This is a genomic window from Pectobacterium carotovorum (assembly GCA_016415585.1).
GTDB classification, from domain to species: domain Bacteria; phylum Pseudomonadota; class Gammaproteobacteria; order Enterobacterales; family Enterobacteriaceae; genus Pectobacterium; species Pectobacterium carotovorum_K.
In genome coordinates this window covers 3,102,221-3,128,013 of record CP066552.1, presented here as the reverse complement: position 1 = coordinate 3,128,013, position 25,793 = coordinate 3,102,221, and the positions used below count along the sequence as shown (strand labels likewise).

Annotated in this window: 21 protein-coding genes and 3 pseudogenes; 12 read left to right on the top strand and 12 right to left on the bottom strand. The window is 52.7% G+C overall.

What is annotated here, in order from left to right; genetic code table 11:
- Positions 1–260 precede the first annotated feature (260 nt).
- Positions 261–821, bottom strand: coding sequence for a GNAT family N-acetyltransferase (locus tag JFY74_13945; protein QQG27203.1), 561 nt, complete (start codon positions 819–821; stop codon positions 261–263).
- An 11-nt stretch (positions 822–832) separates the two neighbouring features.
- Positions 833–1,729 (bottom strand): PhzF family phenazine biosynthesis protein, encoded by an 897-nt coding sequence (locus JFY74_13940; GenBank protein QQG27202.1) that lies wholly within the window; start codon positions 1,727–1,729, stop codon positions 833–835.
- Positions 1,730–1,846: 117 nt separating this feature from the next.
- Between JFY74_13940 and JFY74_13935 the strand changes: the two genes are divergently transcribed.
- Positions 1,847–3,439: an ABC-F family ATPase gene (locus tag JFY74_13935; protein ID QQG27201.1), complete on the top strand. Its 1,593-nt coding sequence runs from the start codon at positions 1,847–1,849 to the stop codon at positions 3,437–3,439.
- Positions 3,440–3,487: 48 nt separating this feature from the next.
- Here the strand turns inward: JFY74_13935 and JFY74_13930 are convergent, their stop codons facing one another.
- Complete coding sequence (locus JFY74_13930) at positions 3,488–4,312, bottom strand: ABC transporter substrate-binding protein (GenBank protein ID QQG30548.1); 825 nt, start codon at positions 4,310–4,312, stop codon at positions 3,488–3,490.
- An 11-nt stretch (positions 4,313–4,323) separates the two neighbouring features.
- Positions 4,324–6,492, bottom strand: a pseudogene (locus tag JFY74_13925) (TonB-dependent receptor).
- Positions 6,493–6,888: 396 nt separating this feature from the next.
- Here JFY74_13925 and JFY74_13920 point away from each other — a divergent pair.
- The 9 genes from JFY74_13920 (at position 6,889) to fdhE (ending at position 15,187) form a co-directional block, all read left to right on the top strand.
- Positions 6,889–8,202 carry a heme anaerobic degradation radical SAM methyltransferase ChuW/HutW gene (locus tag JFY74_13920; GenBank protein QQG27200.1) on the top strand — a complete coding sequence of 438 codons (1,314 nt, stop codon included), beginning with the start codon at positions 6,889–6,891 and terminating at the stop codon, positions 8,200–8,202.
- 14 nt (positions 8,203–8,216) lie between these two features.
- A complete protein-coding gene (gene hutX / locus JFY74_13915; protein QQG27199.1) occupies positions 8,217–8,717 on the top strand; it encodes a heme utilization cystosolic carrier protein HutX in 501 nt (166 codons plus the stop codon).
- Complete coding sequence (locus tag JFY74_13910; GenBank protein QQG27198.1) at positions 8,714–9,343, top strand: NAD(P)H-binding protein; 630 nt, start codon at positions 8,714–8,716, stop codon at positions 9,341–9,343. Before hutX ends, JFY74_13910 begins: the two co-directional genes overlap by 4 nt.
- 160 nt (positions 9,344–9,503) lie before the next feature.
- Positions 9,504–9,980, top strand: coding sequence for a YlaC family protein (locus tag JFY74_13905; protein QQG30547.1), 477 nt, complete (start codon positions 9,504–9,506; stop codon positions 9,978–9,980).
- 159 nt (positions 9,981–10,139) lie between these two features.
- Positions 10,140–11,051: an endonuclease/exonuclease/phosphatase family protein gene (locus JFY74_13900; GenBank protein ID QQG27197.1), complete on the top strand. Its 912-nt coding sequence runs from the start codon at positions 10,140–10,142 to the stop codon at positions 11,049–11,051.
- Positions 11,038–11,487, top strand: coding sequence for a hypothetical protein (locus JFY74_13895; GenBank protein QQG27196.1), 450 nt, complete (start codon positions 11,038–11,040; stop codon positions 11,485–11,487). The genes JFY74_13900 and JFY74_13895 overlap by 14 nt, the downstream gene beginning before the upstream one ends.
- 137 nt (positions 11,488–11,624) lie before the next feature.
- Positions 11,625–12,347 (top strand): glutamine amidotransferase, encoded by a 723-nt coding sequence (locus JFY74_13890; GenBank protein ID QQG27195.1) that lies wholly within the window; start codon positions 11,625–11,627, stop codon positions 12,345–12,347.
- Positions 12,348–12,454: 107 nt separating this feature from the next.
- The gene (locus JFY74_13885; protein ID QQG27194.1) at positions 12,455–13,906 is read left to right on the top strand and encodes a PLP-dependent aminotransferase family protein; all 1,452 of its coding nucleotides are present in this window, start codon (positions 12,455–12,457) and stop codon (positions 13,904–13,906) included.
- Positions 13,907–14,257: 351 nt separating this feature from the next.
- Positions 14,258–15,187 carry a formate dehydrogenase accessory protein FdhE gene (gene fdhE, locus JFY74_13880; GenBank protein QQG27193.1) on the top strand — a complete coding sequence of 310 codons (930 nt, stop codon included), beginning with the start codon at positions 14,258–14,260 and terminating at the stop codon, positions 15,185–15,187.
- A 53-nt stretch (positions 15,188–15,240) separates the two neighbouring features.
- Here the strand turns inward: fdhE and JFY74_13875 are convergent, their stop codons facing one another.
- From JFY74_13875 to JFY74_13840, 8 genes and pseudogenes are all read right to left on the bottom strand, one after another.
- Positions 15,241–15,567: a DUF202 domain-containing protein gene (locus JFY74_13875; protein ID QQG27192.1), complete on the bottom strand. Its 327-nt coding sequence runs from the start codon at positions 15,565–15,567 to the stop codon at positions 15,241–15,243.
- Positions 15,568–15,570: 3 nt separating this feature from the next.
- On the bottom strand, positions 15,571–15,936 hold the full coding sequence (locus tag JFY74_13870; GenBank protein QQG27191.1) for a DUF202 domain-containing protein: 366 nt from the start codon (positions 15,934–15,936) through the stop codon (positions 15,571–15,573).
- A gap of 141 nt (positions 15,937–16,077) precedes the next feature.
- Positions 16,078–16,182 carry a cytochrome bd-I oxidase subunit CydX gene (gene cydX, locus JFY74_13865; protein QQG27190.1) on the bottom strand — a complete coding sequence of 35 codons (105 nt, stop codon included), beginning with the start codon at positions 16,180–16,182 and terminating at the stop codon, positions 16,078–16,080.
- A gap of 19 nt (positions 16,183–16,201) precedes the next feature.
- On the bottom strand, positions 16,202–17,341 hold the full coding sequence (cydB, locus tag JFY74_13860) for a cytochrome d ubiquinol oxidase subunit II (protein QQG27189.1): 1,140 nt from the start codon (positions 17,339–17,341) through the stop codon (positions 16,202–16,204).
- A 14-nt stretch (positions 17,342–17,355) separates the two neighbouring features.
- Positions 17,356–18,933 (bottom strand): cytochrome ubiquinol oxidase subunit I, encoded by a 1,578-nt coding sequence (gene cydA, locus JFY74_13855; GenBank protein QQG27188.1) that lies wholly within the window; start codon positions 18,931–18,933, stop codon positions 17,356–17,358.
- A gap of 539 nt (positions 18,934–19,472) precedes the next feature.
- The gene (locus tag JFY74_13850; protein ID QQG27187.1) at positions 19,473–20,090 is read right to left on the bottom strand and encodes a tail fiber assembly protein; all 618 of its coding nucleotides are present in this window, start codon (positions 20,088–20,090) and stop codon (positions 19,473–19,475) included.
- Positions 20,090–20,548, bottom strand: a pseudogene (locus tag JFY74_13845) (tail fiber protein). The gene JFY74_13850 and the pseudogene JFY74_13845 overlap by 1 nt, the downstream one beginning before the upstream one ends.
- Before the next feature lie 963 nt (positions 20,549–21,511).
- Positions 21,512–22,273 (bottom strand): annotated as a pseudogene (locus tag JFY74_13840) (phage tail protein).
- A gap of 300 nt (positions 22,274–22,573) precedes the next feature.
- Between JFY74_13840 and JFY74_13835 the strand changes: the two are divergent.
- Together JFY74_13835 and JFY74_13830 are read left to right on the top strand one after the other, a co-directional pair.
- Positions 22,574–23,863: a nitrate- and nitrite sensing domain-containing protein gene (locus JFY74_13835; protein ID QQG27186.1), complete on the top strand. Its 1,290-nt coding sequence runs from the start codon at positions 22,574–22,576 to the stop codon at positions 23,861–23,863.
- 659 nt (positions 23,864–24,522) lie between these two features.
- Positions 24,523–25,782, top strand: coding sequence for an ABC transporter substrate-binding protein (locus JFY74_13830; GenBank protein ID QQG27185.1), 1,260 nt, complete (start codon positions 24,523–24,525; stop codon positions 25,780–25,782).
- Positions 25,783–25,793 lie beyond the last annotated feature (11 nt).

Sequence of the window (25,793 nt, the reverse complement as noted above, 5' to 3'; positions counted from 1 at the left end):
CATAAACATCTCCCATTCTTTTAAAGAATTTGCTGATTCTGCGCATCATTTTCATTATCAGGCTCCTCTAACGGGTTAGTTAAGTGTGATGTTCATCACGTTTTTAATGGTAGCGAAGATGAAATTGGATTTCAACATTTTTGTGATATCAGTCACAAAAATATAACGATATGGCAAAGGTAATGCGTCGTGAAGAGAAAGAATCTGATGCGCAGCCGGGAGGTCAGCGCATCAGGTGATGGAAGGTATACGGGGTAATATCAGGCAGGATAGTGATAAATATTGTGATTGAACCACTGCTCGCCAATCTGCTCGGCGTCTTTCTCTGTGTGGTGAAAGTGGAAGCCAAGCCGTTGAGCGACAGCGTTGCTACGCGTGTTGGCGGTTGAGGCTCTGATGACGCAGCGGTCAATGAGGCTCGCACCGGTATAGGCCGTTATCAGCGTGCTGACGGCCTGAGAAACGATGCCTTTGCCTTCAAATGCTTCGGCGATCCAATAACCGATGACTCCTTCTTTGTCTTGAATCGTGTTGAAGGAGACGATGCCAGCCAGCGCGTCGTCCCAGCGGATAAGATACACGGCGGCTGATTTGGCGAGAAATTCTTCTCTGTTGGCGCGAATGGTTTCACGTGTGTCATCGACGGTCTTAACAGAATCCGGCCAGGGTAACGTACGCCGCAGACGCGCTTTTTCCTGCTGAATCAGGGTAAAGAGCGCATCGGCATCGCTTTCTTCCTGGATCGTGAGGCACAGATGAGGCTGATGACGCAATGCATACAGTGCATCTGTAAATGACGTATCGGCAAATGGCGTTGCCATAAAATCCCTCCTTATCCCTGTAACGTACCGTCAACAATCGTGACGCTGTGCCCGCCGATCCACGGTTCATCGTTCAGGTAAGTGACGGTAATCTGGCCATCGCGCTGTAGCATAGTGCCCTGTCGCGCAAGGTAGCTAAGTGGTGCGGTGACGTTATTCGTCGAGTGCTGCTGGCGAAGCAGTGCAGCCAGACAGGCATTGGCACTGCCAGTAACCGGATCTTCCTTGAGATGACCGCGTTCGATGTAGAAGGCACGAATCTCATAGCCGGCAGGCGTTGCGCCATCGTGTGGGCCATAGACAGCGATGCCGTTGGTCTGGCTGAGGTTTTGCACGGCTGAGAGTGCTTCAGCATCTGGTGTGATGTTCAGACAGGTGTCGGCGCTGTCTACGCGAATCACGAGCCAGCGAATGCCCATGTGTACTGCGGTGGGCGGGTAGCGGGTATCGATAGCGGCACGATCAAAACCAGTAATGCCCAGCGTTTTTTCCAGCAGTGGCAGGTGTTCATCGTCAAAGGGAACGAGGGTGGCCTGAGGCGCGTGAAAAGCGAGGCTCTTATCCTCACCGATGTTGATCGGTACGAGGCCAATACCGCATTGTTGCACCAACTGGCCCGGAGATTTAGGGCGCAATCCTTCTTCCAGCAGGGCATGTGCAGTGCCTAGCGTAGGGTGTCCGGCAAAGGGCAGCTCCGATTCTGGCGTAAAAATGCGGACGTGGTAATCCGCTAAAGGATCGGTGGCTGGCAGGACAAACGTGGTTTCTGACAGGTTTGTCCAGCGAGCGATCTCCTGCATTTGCGCATCGGTTAATCCTTTCGCCTCCATAATGACGGCAAGCGGATTGCCCTTGAAAGGCTGCTGGGTGAAAACGTCGACCTGTTTGAAACGACGTAGTATAGGCATCGCATTTCTCTCCTGTATGCGCTATCGCTTAAATATTACTCAAAACTAACCGCGATCCTATCGCGCGCTTGTGGCATAATGCGCGCCAAATCACATTCCGACTCGAGTATAAGTGCTGTGTTAAGTACCAACAATATCACCATGCAGTTCGGCAGCAAGCCGTTGTTTGAAAACATTTCCGTTAAATTTGGCGGCGGCAACCGTTACGGTTTGATTGGCGCGAATGGCTGCGGAAAATCCACATTCATGAAGATTCTCGGCGGCGATCTGGTGCCGAGCGGCGGTAACGTCTTCCTCGATCCTAATGAACGTCTGGGTAAACTGCGTCAGGATCAGTTCGCTTTTGAAAAATACAGCGTGCTGGATACCGTTATCATGGGCCACGGTGAGCTGTGGGCGGTAAAAGAAGAGCGCGACCGTATCTATTCATTGGCTGAAATGAGCGAAGCCGACGGCTATAAAGTTGCCGATCTGGAAGTGCAATACGGTGAGATGGATGGCTACAGCGCAGAATCACGCGCGGGCGAGCTGTTGTTGGGCGTGGGGATTCCCGTTGAGCAGCACTATGGTTTGATGAGTGAAATTGCTCCCGGTTGGAAACTGCGTGTCCTGTTGGCGCAGGCGCTGTTTGCCGATCCTGATATCCTGCTGCTCGACGAACCGACCAACAACCTGGATATCGATACGATCCGTTGGCTGGAGCAGGTGCTGAACGAGCGTAACAGCACCATGATCATCATCTCGCATGACCGTCACTTCCTGAACATGGTGTGTACGCACATGGCGGATCTGGACTACGGTGAGCTGCGTATTTATCCCGGCAACTATGACGAATACATGACGGCCGCGACGCAGGCTCGTGAGCGCCTACTGGCCGATAACGCCAAGAAGAAAGCGCAGATTTCCGAACTGCAATCGTTCGTCAGCCGCTTTAGCGCCAACGCCTCTAAATCCAAGCAGGCGACATCGCGCGCACGCCAGATCGATAAAATCCAACTGGATGAAGTGAAAGCGTCCAGCCGTCAAAACCCGTTTATCCGTTTTGATCAGGATAAGAAACTGTTCCGTAATGCGCTGGAAGTTGAAGCGTTGAGCAAAGGTTTTGATAATGGCCCACTGTTTAGTAAGCTGGGTCTGATGGTCGAAGTGGGTGAGAAAGTCGCTATTCTGGGTGCCAACGGTATCGGTAAATCGACATTGCTGAAAACGCTGGTCGGTGATTTCGAGCCGGATAGCGGTACGGTGAAATGGTCTGAAAACTCAAAAATTGGCTACTACGCGCAGGATCACGAATACGAATTCGATGAGACGCTGACCGTTTTTGACTGGATGAGCCAGTGGAAACAGGAAAAAGACGACGAGCAAGCTGTGCGTAGCATTCTCGGTCGTTTGCTGTTCAGCCAGGATGATATCAAGAAGAAAGTGAAGGTGTTATCCGGCGGTGAAAAAGGCCGCATGCTGTTCGGCAAGCTGATGATGCAGCGTCCGAATATTCTGGTGATGGATGAACCGACCAACCACCTTGATATGGAATCCATTGAATCGCTGAATATGGCGCTGGAAATGTACGAAGGGACGCTGCTGTTCGTCTCTCATGACCGTGAATTTGTCAGTTCGTTGGCGACCCGCATTCTGGAAATTACGCCAAATAAAGTGATCGATTTCACCGGTAACTATGAAGATTACCTGCGCAGTCAGGGTATTCAGTAAGCGTTGTAATACGGCCTCATTATTGAGGCCGTATTGTTTAGGGATGTATTAGTCAGGATAGAAGCCACGATTCAGCGCTTGCACCGCCTCGGCGACGCGTGGTCCCATTCCCAATAAAATCGCCTGATCGAGCGCGATAATACGTTGGTTTTTCCAGGCTGCGGTTTGCGTCAAACCGGGTACAGCCGCCAGCGCCTCCACGCCGTTTTCCACACTTTGCGTCGTCACCACAACCACCTCAGGATTCGCCGCAATCATTGCCTCACCGCCGTAAATACGATACTGGCTATGTGTGGCAATATTCTTTCCGCCTGCCAGCGTTATCAGGCTATCCACCACGGTATTTTTCCCCGCGACCTGCGCTGCGGAGCTGCCGACACTCAGCAGAAACACGACGCTGACGCGATCCTTCCGCGTTGCCAGCCGCTCTGAGACTGCACTCAGTTGCTGAGAAAGGCGAGTAACCAACTGCTCAGCTGCCTCAGAACGATTGAGCAGTGCGCCAGCCTGACGAATATTGCTAAGCAGCTGCGTTGGCGTACTGGGCGTGCGGGTAAAACGCGCCACCTTTACGCCCGCCTGCTCAAGCTGATTAAGCACCTGCGGCGGATTGGCATCCTGCCAGGTCATCAACAGCGTTGGGTGAAGCGACAAAATGCCTTCGCTCGTTAACTGTTGCCAGTTGCTGACCTTTGGCAGCGTTGCCGTTTGTGGCGGGTAAGTGGTAGTCTGATCCACGCCCACCACCGTATCGCCTGCGCCGAGCGCATAAACGATTTCCACCAGCGATCCACCGGCAATCACCACGCGCGGCTCAGCCGCGCAGGTGAAGGAAGACAGCCCGAAAAGCATTAACGCGATTATCGCCTTCATCATCATGACTCTTAGAATGAGAACGCTGCGCCGATCGCGGTGCTGAAGCCGGATGCAGGAATACTTTCATGCGCGGTGGTATAGCGCTTATCCAGCAGGTTATTCCGCGCCAGCGTGACCTGATACTGATTCTCGCTACCGAAGGTGCTGGTAAATTCCAGATTGGCCGTTGCCCAACCGCTGCGCTGAACGGCAGTATCAGCCGTTTCATCCTTCGCTCGTGAGGCCGCCCGGAGGTAGAGATCGGATTCCAGCTCCATGCGCTCGAACAGCATGATGTTTTTGACCCCGACGCGACCGGTAAAGGTGGGTTCACCCGTGCGATAGGTGCTGCGAGTCGGCAGTTCCAGCTCACGGCGGATGATATTGCCGTTAACGTAAGGAGATAGCGTCCAGCCGAGGTATTCTGCATACATTTCCATCCCGTACGTGGTCGCACGGTTGGCGTTGGCGTAATAACGGCTACTGCTGTCCGTGCTGCCGGAACAGACTGCGTTACCGGCGCAGTTCAGCGTGGTGATGTAGTCTTTGGCGCGTGAGTGGTAGATCGCGCTGTCCAGCAGCCAGCTATCGTCTTTATAGCGCATGCCGACTTCATAGTTATCCGACTTTTCCGCCTGTAGATTGGCGTTGCCGTAAGTGGTGCTCCCGCCTGCCGCCGTATCGTAAAATTTATGCGTCAGGGTAGGGTAGACATAACCTTGCGCAAAGGAGGCGCGCAGTTGGATATTGTCAAAGCCGGAATAGCGCAGGCTGCTGGCGGTGACTAATGTGCTGTCACTTTCCTTCGCGGCGGCGGACGTACTGTTGTTTGGCATCACCATACCGTTCATTCTCACGGTGCCTGTCTTTTGTCCACCGTAGGAGAGTGATTCAACCCAGTATTGGCGCGCACCCAGCGTCCACGTCTAGTCCGGCGTTATTTTCCATTCATCCTGTGCGAACAGTGCCCAGCTATTCTGCCGCCAGTGGTTATTGGATATCGAGCTGGGGTTGACCGACAGAGAAGGCATTCCCATCGGCGATAATGATCCCTCTACCCAGACATCAGAAAAGGCATTTTGCTTCACGACATCGGAGAGCCATTGTCCCCCGGCAATCAGTGTGTGTCCGGCTAATGGCGTGATATCCGCCTGTAAGGTCAATCCCCGACTGGTCTGTTTGTCGTCGGTTCCTGTGCTCATCGCCATTTTGCCTTGATAAAGCGCCATGCCGTTATAGCGCAGCGGATTACCGCTCTGCGACAGATCGTTGCGGAATTCGCGTTTAATATTTTGCTGATAGGCGTCCAGATGCAGGTTTTTCAGCACATCGCCGCCGAGCTGCCAGTCATAAAACAGGCCGACCTTCTTTCTTTCCAATTCAGGAATGCGCACGCTGAAGCTGTCGTATTCAGTCGAATCGGTGTAGGTCTGCGTGCTGAGTTTGAAACTGTCCAGCGACAGGCCAAATTTATGATAGCCAAGGCGATAGCCGAGCCAGGCGGACTGCCCGCTGTTGCGGAAATGAGTATCCGGCAGACGGCCATCTGGCGTGCTGCGGTTGCCCTGATCGCTATAGCTGCCGCTGAGGCGATAGTCGAAATTGCCGATGGAGCCGTAGGCTAAACCCGATTCCTGCCAGCCTACGGTCACGCTGTCATAAACGGCTTTGATTTTGCCGCTCAGCGGTTTGTCTCCGCCTTTGCGGGTAATAAAGTTGATCACGCCGCCGATAGCTTGCGAGCCATATAATACCGAATGCGGGCCTTTCACGACTTCAATGCGTTCAATATAAGATGGATCGATTAATAATCCGAGGCTGTAGTTTGGCCCAGCGCGCTGATAAGTGACTTCCTGACCGTCAATTAACACTAATACGCGTGAGGCTTCTTCGCCGCGAATGCGTATTTGTTTACGACCGGCTAATGCGGTATCGGTAATATCGACGCCGGGAATATCACGCAGCGCTTCAGCAATAGAATCGCCGGTATATTTATTCAGCTTTTCATTATCGATAACCTGCATCGTGACCGGACTTTCCCATAAATTCTGTTCCGTTCTCCCTGCACTAATAACGGTTATTTCATCGCTGTTTGTGGTCGAATGATTTGTAGATGAATCGTTTGGCGCTGCATTAATTGCGCCGCTATAAATAGCAGGCAGCATAAAGAGAGCCCAGTGTGTGGCCTTTTTATTCATGGCTTTTTCTCTGAAAAGTTAATGATTATCATTTGGGCGGGGGCGGAGATAATTTAATTTGAATGAATATTAAAAAATGTGACTGCAATCTCATTTATTATTAAATAATGACTTGCAATATTTTATCGGTTGTTAAATTAACGAATTTTAATGTAGTGATTTTTGTTTTCATTTATTTAACATTTAAAGTGAGTGAAGTGGATTAATGCTATGAAAGTAATGAGAAATAACCGTGTTTATTTATATCGGCAATTTTAACCAAAATAAGCAAATCGGTTAATTTAAAGAGAAAATAACGCGAAAAAAATAACCCGCCTCCTTTCTGCCTACCGGGCAGGTTGCCAAATAAAAATAATTATCATTTAATTTATTTTATTGATTATTTGGGGGCCGTTAATGAACATCGATTTGACGCCGTATTATGCCGAGCCCGGTGAGCAGCCTTTTGGCGCCCGACGTATGGCAATGCCTTGGCGCAACCATGTGCCGCTTTCACCAGAACAGATTCCGGCCGGTTGGCAGACGCTGAAGCAGCAGACCGTGCCTGCGCGTAAGCGTCTGCTCTATCTGCACATTCCTTTCTGCGCCACGCACTGCACGTTCTGCGGTTTTTATCAAAACAAACTGCGTGATGACAGCACGGCGACCTATACCCGCTATTTGTTGCAGGAATTGGCGATGGAAGCGGACAGCCCGCTGCATCAGTCTGCGCCGATTCATGCGGTGTATTTTGGCGGTGGTACGCCAACGGCGCTGGCGGCCGATGAGCTGTCACAGATCATTCGCGCGATCCGTACCTCTCTGCCGCTGGCACCAGACTGTGAAATCACGGTGGAAGGGCGGGCGATGGATTTTGACGATGAGCGAATCGATGCCTGTCTGGATGCGGGAGCGAACCGTTTCTCCATTGGGATTCAGACGTTCGATACCCGTATTCGTCAGCGTATGGCGCGTACGTCGGATAAGCAGCAGTCAATTCGCTTCCTTGAGCGCCTGTGCGAGCGAGACAGAGCCGCCGTAGTGTGCGATCTGATGTTCGGCCTGCCGGAACAAACGCCGGAAATCTGGCGCGAAGATCTGGCGATCGTCAGTGATTTACCGTTAGACGGCGTCGATCTGTATGCGCTTAATCTGTTACTGACCACGCCGCTGGCGAAAGCGGCCGAAAACCAGCGTGTCGCGCTGCCTGATGTGGTGGCCCGTCGTGATTTTTACCGGACTGGCGCGGCATTTCTGGCCGATGCTGGTTGGCACCAGCTTAGCAACAGTCACTGGGCGCGCACCACGCGTGAACGCAACTTGTACAATCTGCTGATTAAACAGGGCGCGGACTGTCTGGCAATGGGAAGCAGTGCGGGCGGCAATATAAACGGGCAAGCCTACATGATGGAACGCAGCCTGGAGCGCTACTACCAGCAGATCGACCAGGGGCAAAAACCGATCATGATGATGACGCCAGCCAGTCCTACCGGGCCGTGGCAGCATCAGCTTCAGGCGGGAATTGAGGTTGGTCGTATCAAGTTGCCTCAACTGACTCGACATGCCCGTGAGCTTCAGCCATTGCTGAGTCAATGGCATCAGGCCGGCTTGACCTGTGACGATTCCACCTGCCTGCGTCTGACCAATGATGGCCGCTTCTGGGCGAATAACCTGATGCAGGCACTACAACAAATTATCCCTCAGCTTAATGCCGAAGAGCATGCGCACTAACCGGAGACGCAACCATGACCATGGCACTAAATGAATTACTGGCAACCAACCCTGATGGCACACTGGAAGAGATTGCCGGAAAGTATAATACCTCGCTGTTTGCTGTCGTAGAGGCCTTGCCTGCGGCGCAGCGTACGCTGGCAACGGGCGATCGTTTCGATCAGGTCTGGGACACGATTGCGACCTGGGGTGAAGTGACGCTCATCAGCCACACGGCAGACGCGATTCTGGAATTCAAGAGCGAGCTGCCAACCGGTACGCACCGCCACGGTTACTTTAACCTGCGCGGCAAAAATGGCCTGAGCGGGCATATCCGTGCAACGAGCTGTCAGCACATTGCATTTATTGAGCGTAAGTTCATGGGGATGGACACCGCGTCCGTGGTGTTCTTTAATGCCAGCGGTGCAGCGATGTTTAAAATTTTCCTTGGACGAGACAGCCACCGTCAGCTGCTGAGCGCTCAGGTTGAGGCGTTCCGCGCGCTGGCGAGTGAATTACAACCGGAGCAGGTATGACGTGGTTACTTTTCGGCGCAGGCAATGGGGTCGGCGCCTGCTTATTACAGCGCGCCATTGAGTGCGAGCAGGCGGTCGTACTCGTCTTGCGTAATCCTGAACAGGCCAAACACTGGCGTGAGCAGGGAATGACGGTAGTGGAAGGCGATGCCTGCGACCCGGAAACGGTAGCGGAAGCCTGCCGCGTGGCGGGGCCTTCTGCCATTGTGGTATCAACAATGGGCGGTGGCACGGTAAATTATCAGGGCCATCGCACGGTGATCGATGGCGCAGAGCAGGCAGGCATCAAACGTATGCTGCTGGTGACATCACTGGGCTGCGGCGATAGCTGGCCGCTGTTGTCGCCACGCGCCAGAGCCGCGTTTGGCTTCGCGGTACGTGAGAAATCGCTGGCAGAAAGCTGGTTGCAAAGCAGTACGTTGGATCACTGTATCGTTCGTCCTGGCGGCCTGCTGGACGTGGTCGCGACGCACAATGCAAAACTGACGCAGGGTGCTGCTACGCTGGGATTGGTGTCACGCTGGGATGTCGCGCTGGCGGTTGATCAGCTGTTGCAGCAACCCATGTTTGGCAATCACATCTACAATCTGATCGATCCCGATCTCACAATGCCCGCCATTCCGTAACCTTCGCTATTTTGTCGTCAATGTTGCCGGGAGAATTCATCCCGGCATCAGTCAAACTGTTATAGTCAATCTGTCGAAAACTGTATCTGTTATCTCTCATGTGGCTATGTTCTAATCGATGCAAGCAGTGTTGTATTCCTCAAGCACGATGGTGATGACGATGGATGAAGTAAAACGCCTTCTGACCGAAGAGATCGAACGTATTAATCGGGAAGAAAAACGCGACAATAAAATACGTTTTAGCCGCAAATTCATGCAGTCTCACCCCTATCTGTTTGCCGCGATGCTGGTGAGCTACGTGCCAGTCGCGATCATCCTTTTTTATGCTCCTTATTTTGGTTTGCCCTACCTGATCGGCTTTACCGTTTTCCTGCTGGTGATGACGCTGGCCCTCTCAGTGGATATCAACCCGACCTATCGCTTTGAAGACATTGATACCCTGGATCTCCGCGTTTGCTATAACGGAGAGTGGTTTACTGTCCGCCACGTGTCGCAGGACACGCAGGATAAGCTGTTACACAACGAGCAGGTGCCGTCAGCCGTGAAAGCGGGGATAGAGAAAATTCGACGCACGAAAGGTGACGTTGATTTCTACGACGTCTTCTCGCTGGCCTACCACCAACAGCCTTCCCGTTAGCAGGCTCTTTCTGTTTCTCACTACACTGTTCGCATTTTTTGTCTGGGCGATCGTTTGAATTTGCGAGGTCGCGCTAAATTTCACCCCGCGTCTTACCATGGAAGAGCGATTTGTGATTAAATTCAATGTATAGGATTATTTTTCTCAGGGCTGATTACATTGAGTTTTCGTTTTGCTTTTTGGAACTGTGCGATATCGCCTCCTGGTGTAAAAGATTGGCAAAATCGGGGTGATATCGCTGATGCCGTTGAGATCATCAGACATCTTTTTACTCATGAACACATTGATCTATTAGCGGTTTGTGAAGTGAATCAAACCTCTTTCCAATTACTGGTTGAAGGGCTTCTGGATATCGGTATTGCATCTGAATTTATGGATGACACTACGCCAACTGGAGGCCAATTTGATATCGGCTATTTTTATCGTTCAACTCGCATAGCGGTCACCCAAGGGAAGACCCATACTGGCCGAATTGGCAGCTCATCGCTCAAAATTGCACAGCAATTAAAAATAGCGTTTAAAGCGGAAGCGTCTTACGAAATAAACATGTTGGTTTCACACTGGCCGAGTCAGTTACGAACCATTGCCGAGGATTTTAGAAATAAATGCTCTATCGGGCTAAGAAGTTTTGTTGAGTCTCTTCTTGCTGATAAGAAGCAGGTGATTTTAATGGGCGATTATAACGATGAACCCTATGCCCACAGTCTGTTTAAAAACATGTCGGCAACCAACGATCGTGCACTGGTGCTCTCTCAGCCTGATTATTGGCTCTATAATCCCTACTGGAAAACGCTCTCGGCCCGAGTGCCATTCTCAATTGAGGAACAGCAACATGATTTTGGAACCTGTTATAGTAAAGCGGGAAATCGTAACGGTTGGTCGGCTTTCGATCAGATCATTTTTTCGGGTGATTTCCTCAGCACGGGGCCTTGGTATCTGGATGAAGCGGCGACAGGTGTTGTGCTAACGGATGTATTACGTGCTGCTATTTTGGATAGTCAGCATTATTTCGATCATATGCCTGTTATCGGTTGTGTCAGAAAAAAAGGGGCAGCGAATGTTTCAATTTAAAGAATTTATTAAGGCAGGACAGGAATCTGCCTCCCATGTTGAAAAAAATCACAAAGATATTGGGGATGTCTTTCGCTTATTAAATAAAGAGTTAGAAAGCGAGCTGAATGGGCATTTAACAATAAATCGAGTTCGTAAAGTCAACCCGTTTTCTGAATGGGAAAAAATAGAAGAATATGACAACGACTGTGAACTTAGCATCCGACCAAAAGGGGGCTTGGGCATTATATATGATGGTGTTATTTCAAATATTGCCATATGGGAACAACATGCCGATGGTTACCCTTTTACGATTGAGTATCAAGGGGAAAGAGTCGATTGTTGGGATCAGGAGTCATTAGCTAATGCGTTGGGGAAGATCGTCTCTTCCGCACAGTTTTGGTTGAAGGTTAAGGAGCTATCTTCCCGCGTTCAGGCAGATAAATCCCCTTTCTGATTTGCCAGGCTTTTGATCCTCAAATACGTTCATTATAAGCAGCGAACGCCGCATTCTTGTGATTTTTCAGACCGATGGTTTTTCAGGTTGATAGTTTTTCAGGTTGATGGTTTTTCAAATACGGGCAGAACAGGACGATGAGCGAAAAGGTATTGCTGGTGATTCAGTTGGGCCCACCGCCGGAAGGCATTGCGTCTCAGGTGGGACAACAGGGAAAGTGGTTTACCGATGCGGTGCAGGGTAAGACGCAGCCGGTGCAGGTGGTTCGTCCCGATCTTGGGGAGCCGTTACCGCCGTTTGATACGCTAGCGGCGGTGGTGATCTCAGGCTCGTGGTCGATGGTTACGGATCGGCTGGACTGGAGCGAATACACCGCTGGCTGGCTGCGTGAAGCGTATTACGCGGATGTTCCGCTGCTGGGCGTGTGCTATGGGCATCAACTGTTAGCCGATGCGCTGGGCGGCAAAGTAGGGGATAACCCGAACGGCAAGGAAGTCGGCGTTCAGGTTGTGACAACCCATGAAGCTGCTGCGCACGACATCTTACTGCGTGATTATCCGCAGCAGTTTGGCGCTTATCTTACCCATCAGCAATCCGTGCTGGAACCGCCTGCGGGCGCGCAGGTGCTGGCGAGTTCAGAGATGGATGGCTGCCAGATTATCCGCTACAGCGATAAAGTGTTGACCGTACAATTCCACCCGGAATTCAGCGCGGACATCATGCTGACGTGCCTGCGTCATAATGAAACGGCCCTGCGACAGGGCGGTTGGGATGTCGATCGGATGATGGATATTCCGCAGGAACCCGTCTGGGCGCGCAAGATCCTGCTGGATTTTGTACAACGCTACGCGGCGAAATAGCCCTCGAACAACGCATTATTGTCGATAAAGCGTCCTTCTCGATCGTCACTCCTCGGTGATGATCGAGCCAAAATCATGACAGACTCATCCACCGAAACCGTAGCGCTATGGCAAAGTTTGAACAGCTCGCTCACCAGATCCGTGAGCAGCTTCAGGAAGGGATCTGGCAGCCGGGCGACAAACTGCCCTCGCTGCGGGAAAAATCACTGCACTCGGGCATGAGCCTGATGACCGTGCTGCACGCCTATCAACTGCTGGAAAGTCAGGGGCTGATTGTGTCGCGTCCACAGTCGGGCTATTACGCGGCACCGCAGCTGTCCGCATTACCGGCAGACAGCCTGCATTTGCCCGTTGGGCAGGAGCGCGTTCAGTTGACCGAAGACGTGGACGTCAATGCGTTCATTTTTGATGTGCTTCAGGCCAGCAAAGATCCGGCGGTGATGCCGTTCGGATCGGCGTTTCCCGATCCGCAGCTCTTCCCACAGCGTCAACTGACGCGCTCGCTGGCCTCGGTGGCGCGTCATATGCAGCCACAGAGCGCGCTGGATAATTTGCCGCCGGGTAATGAGAGCCTGAGGAAGAACATCGCCCAGCGCTATGCGTTGCAGGGGATTGCCGTCTCGCCCGATGAGATTGTGATTACGGCGGGTGCGATGGAGTCCCTCAATCTCAGTCTTCAGGTACTGACGGAGCCGGGCGATTACGTGGTGATTGAATCTCCGGCTTTTTACGGTGCGCTACAAGCGATTGAGCGCCTTAAACTCAAAGCGATTGCGATAGCGACCGATCCGCAGCAGGGCATCGATCTTGAGGCGTTGCAGCAGGCGCTGAATGATTACCCGATCAAAGCCTGTTGGTTGATGACCAATTTTCATAACCCGCTTGGCTGCACGCTGTCCTGGGAAAAGAAACAGCGGCTGGTGGCGATGCTGGAGACACACGGTGTCGGGCTGGTAGAAGATGACGTCTACAGTGAGCTTTACACTGGCCTGCAACGTCCGCTCCCCGCGAAGGCGTTGGATAAAAAAGGGACGATTTTGCACTGCTCCTCGTTTTCTAAAAATCTGGTAGCAGGGTTCCGCATTGGCTGGGTGGCGGCAGGGAGCCATGCGGGCAGCATTCAGCGTTTACAACTGATGAGTACCTTATCAACCAGCGCACCGATGCAGCTGGCGATTGCAGATTATCTGGCGACCAGCAGCTATGACAGCCACCTACGTCGCCTACGGCGAGCGCTGGAGCAGCGCAAACATGCGGCATTACAGTCGCTACGCCGACACTTTCCGGGCGACGTCCGCATTAATCATTCGCAAGGCGGTTATTTTCTCTGGCTGGAGTTGCCTGAAGGTGTCAGCAGCACGGAGCTATACCGTCGTGCGCTGGAGCGGGGCGTCAGCATTGCGCCGGGGAAAATGTTCACGACCGGCGACAAATACGATCGCTATTTCCGCTTTAACGCGTCCTACGAATGGGACGATCGCTGCGAACAAAGCGTGATCGTCTTAGCAGCGCTGATTCGGTCACAGATAAGCGAGCGTTTGACCCGATCACCCCTTTAGAGGTGTGGAGATGTTTGCCGCTTTTCTGCTACTGTTTCCGTCATGGTGGAAGGTGACTGAATGGATGGCGAAAAACAGCCATAACCTTGCCGGAAATCAGGAAGTCGCCAGGCACGATGCGTATAATCCCGACTAAAGCTGAGCGATACCCGAATGCTGATTATTTAAGCTCGTTTTTAGGGGAAACACAGGGGGAGGTTCCCGCAGGGAGGCCTCACCCCTGTGGTCGCCCCGTGTATCTCGATCTTTAAGCGATTGGCATTAGCTATTATACCCGGACCGCGCTGGCGGCCTTCCTGCACCCCGAAACCTATCGGATAGACAACGTAAATAACAGGAAAAACCACCCTGATGAGTATTCGCATTGTTCCTCAGGAACAGTTAGAACAGAACGAAAAATCGATGCCGGAAGGGAACATCCCTCCGCTGCTTTTTGCTAATCTGAAAAGCCTGTACAGCAGCCGCGCGGCGCGTCTGCGTCAGTTAGCTGAAGCGCACCCTTTGGGGGATTATCTCACCTTCGCCGCAGGCGTGGTGGAAGCCCAGCAGAAGGTATTGCACGATCATCCGTTGAAGCTTGACCTGAGTGATGTGCTGAAACCGTCCGGTGAACGTCCACCGCTCGATATCGCGGTGTTCCCGCGTGATGCGCACTGGCATACGCTGCTGCGGGCACTGATTGAAGAATTAAAACCGGATGCCAGCGGACAGGTGTTATCCACGCTGGAGAATCTGGAAAAAGCCTCAGAGCAGGAGCTGGAAGCACAGGCAACGGCACTGTTGCAACACGAGTTTCGTGCCGAGAGCAATGATAAAGCCCCGTTCATCTGGGCGGCGCTGTCGCTGTTTTGGGCGCAGATGGCAAGCCAACTGCCCGGTAAAGCGCGTGCAGTACCCGGCGAGCATCGCCAGTTCTGCCCCGTGTGTGGCAGTATTCCGGTATCGGGCGTGGTGCAGTTAGGCACCTCCAGCGGGCTGCGTTATCTGCACTGTAATCTGTGCGAGAGCGAATGGCACATGGTGCGGGTGAAATGCAGCAACTGTGAAGAGTCGAGCGAGCTGAACTATTGGTCGCTGGATAGCGAAAATTCCGCTATCAAAGCGGAAAGCTGTGGTCACTGTGGCACGTATCTGAAACTGTTGTATCAGGAAAAAGATCACCGTGTAGAAGCCGTCGCTGACGATTTGGCATCGCTGGTGCTGGATGTGAAAATGGAGGAAGAAGGTTTTTCTCGCAGTAGCATCAATCCCTTCCTGTTCCCGGAAAGTTCGATCGAATAGCCAGTCTAATCGGTGAAGCACGTTCGGGCTTCACCGCCTTTCTTGCAAAAAACCTATCCTTGCCACACGCCGCTGAAGTGCAGCAACAAGACCAGCGCAGTTATCGCGATTGACGATGACGTAAGGGCGATCAGCCCGTGGCTGACGCGTGATAGCACCGGTTGGCAAGAGGCGTTAAAGCGGTAGCGCAGAATCGCCAGCACCGACATCAGAGCGGAGACGCACAAAAGCAGGATGGCGCAGGCAAAAACAGCGTGGCTGTCATCTACCATGCTTAAACGAAAACACAGCAGGCTATTTATCAACATCACAAACAGGGTGCGTGTCCAGGCCATGCCGGTTCGCTGCGGCTGTAAACCGGGATCGCGTGTTGTCTCCATGTGCTACCCGAACAGGATCATGGCGGCAAGCGCGATGGCAATGAGGGTGATAAACAGCGTCACGATCAGCAGCATTGGTGTGTACGGCATATCACTTTCCTGACGCATCGCCTTCTCATTGCTGACCCAGCGACGATAGGCCAGGCCGCCGAGCAATGCCGCGCAGACGACCAGCAGCAGAGCCAGCCCCTGACGCACCAGCGGATCGATATGCACGGTAAATTGATCGATACCCACCGCACCCGCAAGAAACGCCAGCGCGGTGCGAATCCACGCCAGAAAAGTGCGCTCATTTGCTAATGAAAAGCGGTAGTCCGGGGTTTTCCCCTGACTCCACCACGGCGTTTTGTCCTGTCTGGGTGTTGTCATGTCGTCGTCTGATTTCAGGTTAAAAGAGGGCATCCGATTGGGCGCAGCGTCTGCATTCTAGCGCCCTTGGCGAGTTTCGTCTGCCCTGATGACTGTCTCAGTACGAAATGATGAAGCGCCCGATGGCGGCGCTTCGTTCTCTCAAGGGGCGTCTTTGCCCGCTTCATGGTTCTCAACGGCCAGCGCGGTGACCAGCGCGAACGCGCAGGCCAGCAGCGTGCCCAGTATCCAGGCGAAATACCACATTTTCTTTCTCCTCAAATCGTTAGTAAACGGAGTGCTTATTTTCTTCGATGTAACGTGCATCGACCCGACCGAACATCTTGTAGTAACACCAACTGGTATAAAGCAGGATAGTGGGGACAAAAATGCAGGCCAGAATGGTCATCACCTGAAGCGTAAGCTGGCTTGACGTCGCATCCCAGATGGTCAGGCTGACATTGGGATCGAAGCTGGAGGGCATCACAAATGGGAACAGCGTAATTCCTGCCGTCAGAATCACGCAGACAATCGTCAATGACGAGGTCAGAAAACCCCAGCCGCAGCGGTTCACGCGCGAGAAGAGACAGGTGAACCACGGCAGAACCACACCCAATGCGGGGATCGCCCACAGCGCGGGATGCGCATTAAAGTTGGTTAACCAGGCACCGGCCTGCTGGACCACGTCTTTATTCAGTGGATTAGATGGAGCCGCTTTATCCAGCGTCGAGGTAATCAGGTAGCCGTCGATTCCGGTAACGACCCACAGGCCAGCCAGTAAGAAGGTGAGGCTCATCAGCGCGCTGGCTATTAGGACGGTTTTTTGCGCGCGACGCTGAAGTGCATCTGTGGTGCGCATTTGCAGGTAAATCGCGCCGTGTGCGACGATCATCGCGACACTTACGACGCCTGCCAGCAGCCCGAACGGGTTCAACAGGCCAAAGAACCCGCCGTGGTAGGTGAGGCGCAAATACTTATCGACGCTCAGCGGCACGCCTTGCAATAGGTTGCCTAATGCGATGCCGAACACCAGCGTGGGGACGAAGCTGCCGATGAAAATGCCCCAATCCCACATGTTGCGCCAGCGGTGGTTTTCCAGCTTGGAGCGATAATCAAAGCCAACCGGGCGGAAAAACAGAGCGGCCAGCACCAGAATCATAGCGAAGTAGAAACCGGAAAACGCGGCGGCATAAACCATCGGCCAGGCGGCGAACAGTGCGCCCGCCGCGGTGATCAGCCAGACCTGATTACCGTCCCAGTGCGGGGCGATCACGTTAATCATCACCCGCCGTTCGGTATCGGTCTTGCCCAGCAGGCGCAGCAGAATGCCCACGCCCATGTCAAAGCCGTCAGTGATGGCGAAGCCGATGAATAACAGGCCAATCAATCCCCACCAAATCAGACGTAATGTTTCATAATCCAGCATTATTATGGCTCCCGTTAAGGTTTTGCAGGTGTCGCGAGGGATTGTGTCATCGGTTGTTCAAAGTGGTAGCGGCCGGTTTTCAGGCTGCTTGGCCCCAGTCGGGCAAACTTGAACATCAGATACATTTCTGCGATCAGAAACAGCGTGTACAGTCCGCAAATCAGTCCCATCGACAGCAGGATGTCGTGTGCTTCCAGAGACGAATTGGCGATGGCGGTAGGCAGAACTTCACCGACTGCCCACGGCTGGCGGCCATACTCGGCGACGAACCAGCCGGATTCAATCGCGATCCAGGGCAGGGGGATGCCGTACAGCGCCACGCGGTGCAGCCATTTGCGCTGCCCCATGCGGCCGCGTATGACGCTCCAGAATGACAGCGCAAAAATGCCGAGCATCAGCACGCCACAGCCCACCATCAGGCGAAAAGCGATATACAGCGGCGCGACGCGAGGAATCGAATCTTTGGTTGCCTGCTGAATCTGATTTTCGCTGGCGTTGGCGACGTCGTCGGTATAGCGCTTAAGCAGCAGACCGTAGCCAAGATCGCGCTTGGCGGCCTCAAATTGTGCGCGAACGGCGGGATCGGTGTTACCTGAACGCAGTTCCTCCAGCAGGCCATAAGCCGTCATGCCGTTGCGAATGCGGATCTCATGCTGTGCCATCAGGTCTTTAATGCCGACGACGGGTTTGTCGAGCGAACGGGTAGCGATGAGCCCCAGCAGGTAGGGAACGTGGATCGCATAATCATTCTGCATCGTTTCCTGATTGGGGATGGCGAACAGCGTGAAAGAGGCGGGTGCAGGTTGTGTTTCCCATTCGGCTTCGATCGCGGCCAGCTTGGTTTTCTGCACATCGCCCATCACATAGCCGGATTCATCGCCCAGAACGATAACGGATAGCACCGAGGCCAGACCAAAACTGGCGGCAATCGCGAACGAGCGTTTGGCAAAGGCGATATCGCGGCCTCTCAGCAGATAGTAAGAGCTGATCCCGAGTACAAACATCGCGCCAGCGGTGTAGCCCGCTGCCACGGTGTGGACGAACTTCACCTGTGCGACCGGGTTAAGCACCAGTTCGGCGAAGCTCAGCATTTCCATGCGCATGGTTTCATAATTGAATTCGGCGGCAATCGGGTTTTGCATCCAGCCGTTGGCGACCAGAATCCACAGTGCGGAAAAGTTGGAGCCTAGCGCGACGAACCAGGTCACCAGCATGTGCTGGACTTTGGTCAGGCGATCCCAACCAAAAAAGAACAGGCCGATGAGTGTAGATTCGAGGAAGAACGCCATGAGTCCTTCCATTGCCAGCGGCGCACCAAAAATATCGCCCACATAGTGAGAATAGTAAGACCAGTTGGTGCCGAACTGGAATTCCAGCGTCAGACCGGTTGCCACGCCCAGCGCAAAGTTGATGGCGAACAGCTTGCCCCAGAATTTGGTCATATCCTTATAGATTTGCTTGCCGGTCAACACATAAGTGGTGTTCATAATGGCCAGCAGGAAAGACAACCCCAGCGTCAGCGGGACGAAAAGAAAGTGATACATGGCAGTCAGGGCAAATTGCAGCCGCGACAGCTCAACGACATCAAACATGTTAGGCTCCTAGCTTCAGGCAGGAAAATGCTGTTATTCCGATGCTTGCCGGAATAAATAGTGATGAATAAAATGCGAATAAATTACCGCCGACGGTATTTGCATCCGTCAGAAATTAACGTCACTGATTGAAGTGAGATAAGAATGAATAGTGAATAAAACGTGCGGGGATTATAGCGTGCAAAAACTGAAGGATAAATAGTACAGTTTGTTGATTCGGATTTTTTATCTTTAATGTTATTATTTTGGCTTTATATTTTAATTTTAATTTTCTTCTTGGTTTTTAATTTTATTTAACTTTGGTTTCTGGGTTTTTATTCTGCATTATTATTGGTGTTTAAAATTTAATTTAATTAAAATAGTACAGATTTGAGATGTATAAATATAACAGTTTCATTTTTTATTTAATTTTACATTTGGCGATAAAAATAATTGGGGATTATCAGAATATCCTTACTAATGATGCGGATATGATGCGCGTGTGCCGTATGCTAAATACGGCACACCTAATTGATATGATGAAATACGGGTGCCAGCGATTACACGGAAGGGGCTACCGGCCACACGACTGATGCTGCGGTGAGATCAATGCGGTTCAACGTCACCAGATAAATTTTCCATTGGGTTAGCCGCTCTTGCTCTTCATCCGTGGCAATAGCCAAATCCACTGCGTAGTTCAGCTCGGCAATTCGGGTATTTGCTGTCGCGCGCCGTGCTGCCAGTTCCTGCTGTAGGCTTTTGGTTGTAGCAAGCTGTTGCGCCTCCAGATTTGTCACCCAGGCAGCCCCATTCCACTGATCAAACTCGGTTGCTGGAGCCAGAAATGTCATGTTGTCAGGCAGTTCACCGAACTGCGTCACCGTCTGCACCTGTCGTGTTTCCGTACTGTAAACCGTCTGGCCGCGATAGTCTGGCACTGGTTCCCATGTCTTACCGTCTGCACTACGGCGCAAGGCTTGGCCGACAGGCGGCAATTGCGGTTCGTCTGCGTAGCTGTCGGCTGGCAGGCCAACACCTTGCATAACATATTCATAGCTCGCTGACAGGTATTCCCGTGTCTCGGAATTAACGTGATAAACCGTAATCCAGCCGGAATTGATTGCCAGCCCACGTTCGTTCAGTTCTGCGTTTTTGATTTGTGTTGAATAGTTGCTCATTATGCTGCTCTCACGATGTAGTTAAAGGCGATATTGCGGGGACGGTTTTCTGATGCTGTCGGAACGACTGTTGATGCGTCAAATGTGATTAACGCAGAATCATGAAATTGACCATGGTTCGATCCCCGCGTGTCGCCGCGAGAAAATACACCATCAGCGGTAATTCCCCACCCGCCAGGGTTAAATGTTCCTGTTATATTTCTGATTGCGTCGCCCTGCGCTGACATCAACGCACGCCCCGCATCAGCCCCGCGCCCGTCATCCCAACCGCGTACAAATTCTCCGCGTAGATCGGGTAAAAAACCGCTGGGATAGCGAGAGGTAAGAATGGGATACTGCGTTTTGTCGAATTGCTGACCGTTGCATTTCAGCCAACCAGCGGGCGCGACAGCACCGGGGAATAACTGCGGAAGACCCGCGATTTCACTGGCAGTTACGGGGGTTATTTCTGCGCTATTCGGTGTTTTATAATACCCGTTAGCATCTGCTACTACGTTATTTCCCGTAACAAGTGCCGTTCCTGTAGCTGCAGTTGGTATCGATATTACTGTTTGCCCTGTGATTGTTTCGCTATCTGTGCGGCTGTATATTTGAATAAGCGTAGCTGTGGGGGATGTCAGCAGCTTGTATCGCCCAACCACATTCGCTACTACAGACGAATTGGTAAATTCTATACCCGGAAATCCTGCACGAACGATGCTTGGGTTTGCTGTCAGGGTTTTCACGCCGCTAATTGTCTGCGCTGTGTCTGTCGTCATCGGGTTAGTGAGGTTTGCACTAGTCCAATGCTCAACCCATGCAGACCATGCATCGTTGTTTGTTGCTTTAAACCGAATAAATACGCGATTGCTCGCATGAGTAGTATATCGCTGAACAACTCCGACCCCTGTAGCCGCGTTGTAAATAACTTCCAGGCTACCTGCACTTGGAATGGGGTAATTTCTAGCTACGGTCGCGTTTGCTGTTGTACCCTGATCCCACACCCCGCGATACGCTGCTCCGAAAACCGTGTCCAAATCGACTGTTCCTAACGGGCCTCGATTACCGTACATATCAGCCGAGGTTAAATTTCCATCATGCCAAACTGTGCGCCAACCAGACCATTCACCAGCGCTGAGTGCTCTAAACGCTATAACGCCTAGCGCGCCAATCCCCATGGCAATTAGAAATCCATTATTGCTATCATGTCGTATCCATTGATAATCACAAATCGGTGAAAATGTTCCCGTAATATTTGAGCCAGCACGATAAAAACCGGTGGGGCGACTGTTAAAATATCCGGGTATTGCTGAACCGGCAGGTATAGCGATCGCCGCTCCACCCAACCCAAAAGACCCTTCACCATTCTCTGCTATGTTTAATATTCTATTAACAGTTGTGTCGGTTGGTGATGTCTGTTTCACCAATCCAACATTTTCACGAAACAGCGGTTTATTTGGTATATCCGCCCCATTCTGGTCTTTTGCCAGCTTCCCCGCCAGCGCATTCAACACCGTTGTACTGAAGTTCGGATCATTACCCAGCGCGGTAGCCAGTTCTTGCAGCGTATCGAGCGCCGCAGGAGATCCATTGACCAATGCAGTCACGGTGGCTTTCACAAAGGCCGTTGTCGCCAGTTGTGTGTCATTAGAACTGGATGCAGCCGTTGGCGCGGTTGGCGTGCCCGTGAATGCAGGGCTGGCTTTCGGGGCATACTGCGGATGCGCATCGAGGATGGAAGCATGGGCATTCAGCTTATTGGCTACGTCAGTTTTCACATCAGCAATGGCATTCACCACGGTGGTACTGAAGTGCGGATCGTTGCCCAACGCGTTCGCCAGTTCTTGCAGCGTATCCAGTGCTGCCGGAGAACCATTAACCAGTGCGGCAAGGGCCGATTTCACAAAGGCCGTGGTGGCAATTTGCGTGTTGTTTGCCGTTTGCGCTGTCGTTGGCGCGGTGGGTGTTCCCGTCAGCGTCGGGCTATTTTTTGGGGCATATTGCGAATGCGGGTCGCTGGCAGCGAGATGTACCTGCAAACTCTCACCCGTGGTTTCCTGCATTTTTTTCAGGTAAGCCGTGCGGCTGGCTAATTGCTCAGCCTGACGGTTAGAGATACCCCCTGGGCCTGCGACAACGGGATCCGATGTCTCAAGCTGATAAATTCCATCAATCCAGCTTTCTTGTTCAGATAAATTCGCCATGCTCATGCGCTCCTATGGTTGTGACGTCGCTACGATGCGGCTTTAACAGCGATTCATTCTGTTTTCACGCCGATGTCAGCATCATGCCGATGGCTATAAAACAGTTTTAGTAACGATGATGAGAATACCTTTTGCGATGGGGTTGGTTTAGTAACGGAGTTTAAAAATTGAAGTGAAACGTGTACGAACTCGGCAGCCATCGTGCGGACAACATGCCCTTGCTTCCCGCTAAATGTGAATGAGTGCAAATGGCGCGCTAATTGCATATTCCTGACTGTGGTTTTTTCAGGAGAGACGGCAATGGTGGCGGAGCCTTCAACGACAATTCGATTTTTACTTGCCTCGCGCCAGTGTGAGCTGAACAGCCTGCGTTACCTGCTGCAAAGTGGTGAGCTGGTGGGCAAAATCAGCCAACTCGTCCATCTATTGCAGCGTGAACGGGGAACGGCCAACCTGTTTCTTTGCTCCGATGGTCGACTGTTCGCCGACGAACTGGCGCTACGTGAGAAAGACGCGCAGGTGGCACAGATGCACTTGATGACACATCTGGCTGGATTGGAAAAAATGACGGCGGAATTACCGCAGGCGAGCCGTTTATTCAGCCGTGTTGCCAGCGTGGTTTATGCGCTGAGCCTGCTGCCCGCGCTGCGCCAGCAGATTCGCCAGCGTTTGCTGCCTCAGCCGCAGGCGATGACGTTTTTCAACGACATTATCCGCAACCTGCTGGCGCTGGTTTTTGAGGTCTCGGATACGGCAGCCGATCCGGGAATTTCCCGCGCGTTGATTGCCATGTTCAGCTTTATGCAGGGGAAAGAACTGGCGGGGCAGGAGCGAGCTATCGGCGCGGCGGCCTATGCGGCAGGCAGCGTCGATGAGGAAACTCGGCAAAAGCTGCTGGATTTGATTGAACGGCAGGATCGCTGTTTCGATACCTTTCTGAGTTTTAGCGATGAAGAAAACCAGCAGCGCTGGCGTGCTATCACGGTAGACAGCGAGTTTGAGCGCCTGCGCCGCATTGTCTGCACCCGCAGCCCGATAGAAAAGCTGCCGGAAGCCGATAGCCTGCACTGGTTTTCGATTGCCACGCGGCGCATTGATGAAATGAAGCAGATGGAGGATGAACTGGAGCAGACACTGATGCAGCGCTGCCGTACCCGTATTGCGTCAGCGGAGAAGGCATGTAGCGATCAGCGCGCAGATCTCGACGCACTGATGGCACAGCAGGAGCATGACGATCCCGGTTATTCGATATTTATCGCCGGTCATGGCGTGGAAGGACAACGTGCGCAGCCCGGCTGGCTACATAGCGATGGCGTCAGCCCACAGCTGGGGCGCTCGCTGCTGTCGTTGGTGCAGCAACAGTCGCGTCGCTTACAGGCGCAGGATCATGAATTAGCTGCGCTGCGAGCCACGTTGAATGAAAGAAAACAGATCGATCGTGCGAAGGGCTTGCTGATGCAACACCGTGGGTTAAGCGAAGAAGACGCCTACAAAACCCTGCGGCGCATGGCGATGAGCCAGAACAAAAAGCTGATTGACATCGCGACGGCGATGCTCGCGGTGGCCGATGTATTTGGTGATACCCCTTAAGAGGTATATGCACATGAACTGTGCGTGTTCTGCCAGTTGGCGGTGCAAGGAGTGCCCTCGTGGGAGGTAAAATAATGGAGTACCAACAGTATGAGGTGGTTTCGTGCGTAGCTGGTTCTCGCTGTCGTTGTGCTGTGATAAGCGTAAATAACGCTGAAGAAAAAACAGGCTTAGGATGAGCGGCAGGGAAGCCGCGAAAGCCGTTGCCGCGTCGGGAACGCGTCAACGGCGGTCCGTTAAGAGGCTGTTTTTTATGAAGGTATCGCGTAGCGACGTTATTTCTCGCGAAAAAGCCACGGGTCACGGGGCGGCGGCGACTGAGCGCCCCGTGTCGGGCGCGTGCTACGATGTAGCATAGAAATGGCAATATTCTGGCGCACGAAACAATAACCTTAAATTACATATTGTTACCTAAATTTCAGTTCACCTCACGATTAAACCACTCCCCTTGGCAATATGTAAAACTGTGATATCTGGCACAAACCTTGCTTTAACTCATTAGCAACAACCAAACATTCATAATGCGTTTCGGGCCAACGGCGGTGCGGAAGGTGTTAATCGGACAACGGCGTCCATAAGCGTGCAGATTCTGCATGGGCTTGTGGACGCCGTTTTTGTTTTTACCGCCTGAAAAGGTGTTTTGCGCAAGGGTGTCGTTGATGAGTGATTCCAAAACCAAAAGCATGACCGTCTCTCGCCGCCAGTTTCTGTTGGGGAGTGCTGCACTGGGAGGCAGCCTGATGCTGCCGGGGTTGATGAATAGCGCCTGGGCTGCCGGTTCCGACGCACCGGAGAAAAAGGAAATTCGGGTCGGGTTTATCCCGTTGACGGACTGCGCCTCGGTCGTGATGGCGGCAGTGAAAGGTTTCGATAAGAAATACGGCATCACCATTGTTCCCAGCAAAGAGGCCAGTTGGGCCGCGGTACGCGACAAGCTGGTATCGGGCGAGCTGGATGCCGCCCACATTCTGTACGGGCAACTGTACGGTCTGCAAATGGGGCTGTCTGGATCGCAGAGCAACATGGCTGCACTGATGACGCTCAACCAGAACGGACAAGGCATCACGCTGGCGAACCAGCTGCGTGCAGCCAACGTCACGGATCTCGCCGCACTGCAAAAGTATATCGCAGCTAGCCCTGCGGGCACTTATACCTTCGCGCAAACCTTCCCAACCGGCACGCACGCCATGTGGCTCTATTACTGGCTGGCCTCCGCCAGCATTCATCCGCTGAACGACGTGCGCACCGTGGTGGTGCCGCCGCCGCAGATGGTGATGAACATGAAGATTGGCAACATGGTTGGCTATTGCGTCGGCGAACCGTGGAACCAGCGTGCCATCAGCGAAAACATCGGCTTTACTGCCGCCACCTCGCAAGACATTTGGCCGGATCACCCGGAAAAAGTGTTGGGCACCCGCGCTGACTGGGTAAACGCCAACCCGAATAGCGCCCGCGCGCTGACCGCCGCGATCCTCGATGCCTCACGCTGGATTGATGCCTCTGATGACAACCGCCGCGAAACAGCAGGCGTGGTTGCCGGACGTGCGTACATCAATGCCAAAGAAGAAACCATCGTCGGACGTATGCTGGGCCAGTACGAGAACGGGCTGGGGAAAAGCTGGAAAGACGAACACGCGATGCGTTTCTACCACGACGGTTCCGTGAACTACCCGTACCTGTCCGACGGCATGTGGTTCCTCACCCAGCACAAACGCTGGGGCTTGCTCACCGAAGAGCCGGATTATCTGGCTGTCGCGAAGCAGGTTAACCGTATTGATATCTATAAGCAGGCAGCCGACGCCGTGGGGAATGTGCCATTGCCCGGTAGCGACATGCGCAGCAGCGTGCTCATCGATGGCCGTCGCTGGGATGGCAGCGATCCAGCGGGTTATGCCAACAGTTTTAGCGTGAAGAAATAAGTGAGGTTGAT

What these genes read in the sequence shown, in the direction of transcription:
- cydB (QQG27189.1), bottom strand. Translation starts at nt 17,341, where the DNA reads ATGCTGGATTATGAAACATTACGTCTGATTTGGTGGGGATTGATTGGC.
- JFY74_13890 (QQG27195.1), top strand. Translation starts at nt 11,625, where the DNA reads ATGAGCGAAAAGGTATTGCTGGTGATTCAGTTGGGCCCACCGCCGGAA.
- JFY74_13905 (QQG30547.1), top strand. Translation starts at nt 9,504, where the DNA reads ATGGATGAAGTAAAACGCCTTCTGACCGAAGAGATCGAACGTATTAAT.
- JFY74_13920 (QQG27200.1), top strand. Translation starts at nt 6,889, where the DNA reads ATGAACATCGATTTGACGCCGTATTATGCCGAGCCCGGTGAGCAGCCT.
- JFY74_13940 (QQG27202.1), bottom strand. Translation starts at nt 1,729, where the DNA reads ATGCCTATACTACGTCGTTTCAAACAGGTCGACGTTTTCACCCAGCAG.
- JFY74_13945 (QQG27203.1), bottom strand. Translation starts at nt 821, where the DNA reads ATGGCAACGCCATTTGCCGATACGTCATTTACAGATGCACTGTATGCA.
- JFY74_13875 (QQG27192.1), bottom strand. Translation starts at nt 15,567, where the DNA reads ATGGAGACAACACGCGATCCCGGTTTACAGCCGCAGCGAACCGGCATG.
- cydX (QQG27190.1), bottom strand. Translation starts at nt 16,182, where the DNA reads ATGTGGTATTTCGCCTGGATACTGGGCACGCTGCTGGCCTGCGCGTTC.
- cydA (QQG27188.1), bottom strand. Translation starts at nt 18,933, where the DNA reads ATGTTTGATGTCGTTGAGCTGTCGCGGCTGCAATTTGCCCTGACTGCC.
- JFY74_13870 (QQG27191.1), bottom strand. Translation starts at nt 15,936, where the DNA reads ATGACAACACCCAGACAGGACAAAACGCCGTGGTGGAGTCAGGGGAAA.
- JFY74_13885 (QQG27194.1), top strand. Translation starts at nt 12,455, where the DNA reads ATGGCAAAGTTTGAACAGCTCGCTCACCAGATCCGTGAGCAGCTTCAG.
- JFY74_13830 (QQG27185.1), top strand. Translation starts at nt 24,523, where the DNA reads ATGAGTGATTCCAAAACCAAAAGCATGACCGTCTCTCGCCGCCAGTTT.
- JFY74_13895 (QQG27196.1), top strand. Translation starts at nt 11,038, where the DNA reads ATGTTTCAATTTAAAGAATTTATTAAGGCAGGACAGGAATCTGCCTCC.
- fdhE (QQG27193.1), top strand. Translation starts at nt 14,258, where the DNA reads ATGAGTATTCGCATTGTTCCTCAGGAACAGTTAGAACAGAACGAAAAA.
- JFY74_13835 (QQG27186.1), top strand. Translation starts at nt 22,574, where the DNA reads ATGGTGGCGGAGCCTTCAACGACAATTCGATTTTTACTTGCCTCGCGC.
- JFY74_13930 (QQG30548.1), bottom strand. Translation starts at nt 4,312, where the DNA reads ATGAAGGCGATAATCGCGTTAATGCTTTTCGGGCTGTCTTCCTTCACC.
- JFY74_13850 (QQG27187.1), bottom strand. Translation starts at nt 20,090, where the DNA reads ATGAGCAACTATTCAACACAAATCAAAAACGCAGAACTGAACGAACGT.
- hutX (QQG27199.1), top strand. Translation starts at nt 8,217, where the DNA reads ATGACCATGGCACTAAATGAATTACTGGCAACCAACCCTGATGGCACA.
- JFY74_13910 (QQG27198.1), top strand. Translation starts at nt 8,714, where the DNA reads ATGACGTGGTTACTTTTCGGCGCAGGCAATGGGGTCGGCGCCTGCTTA.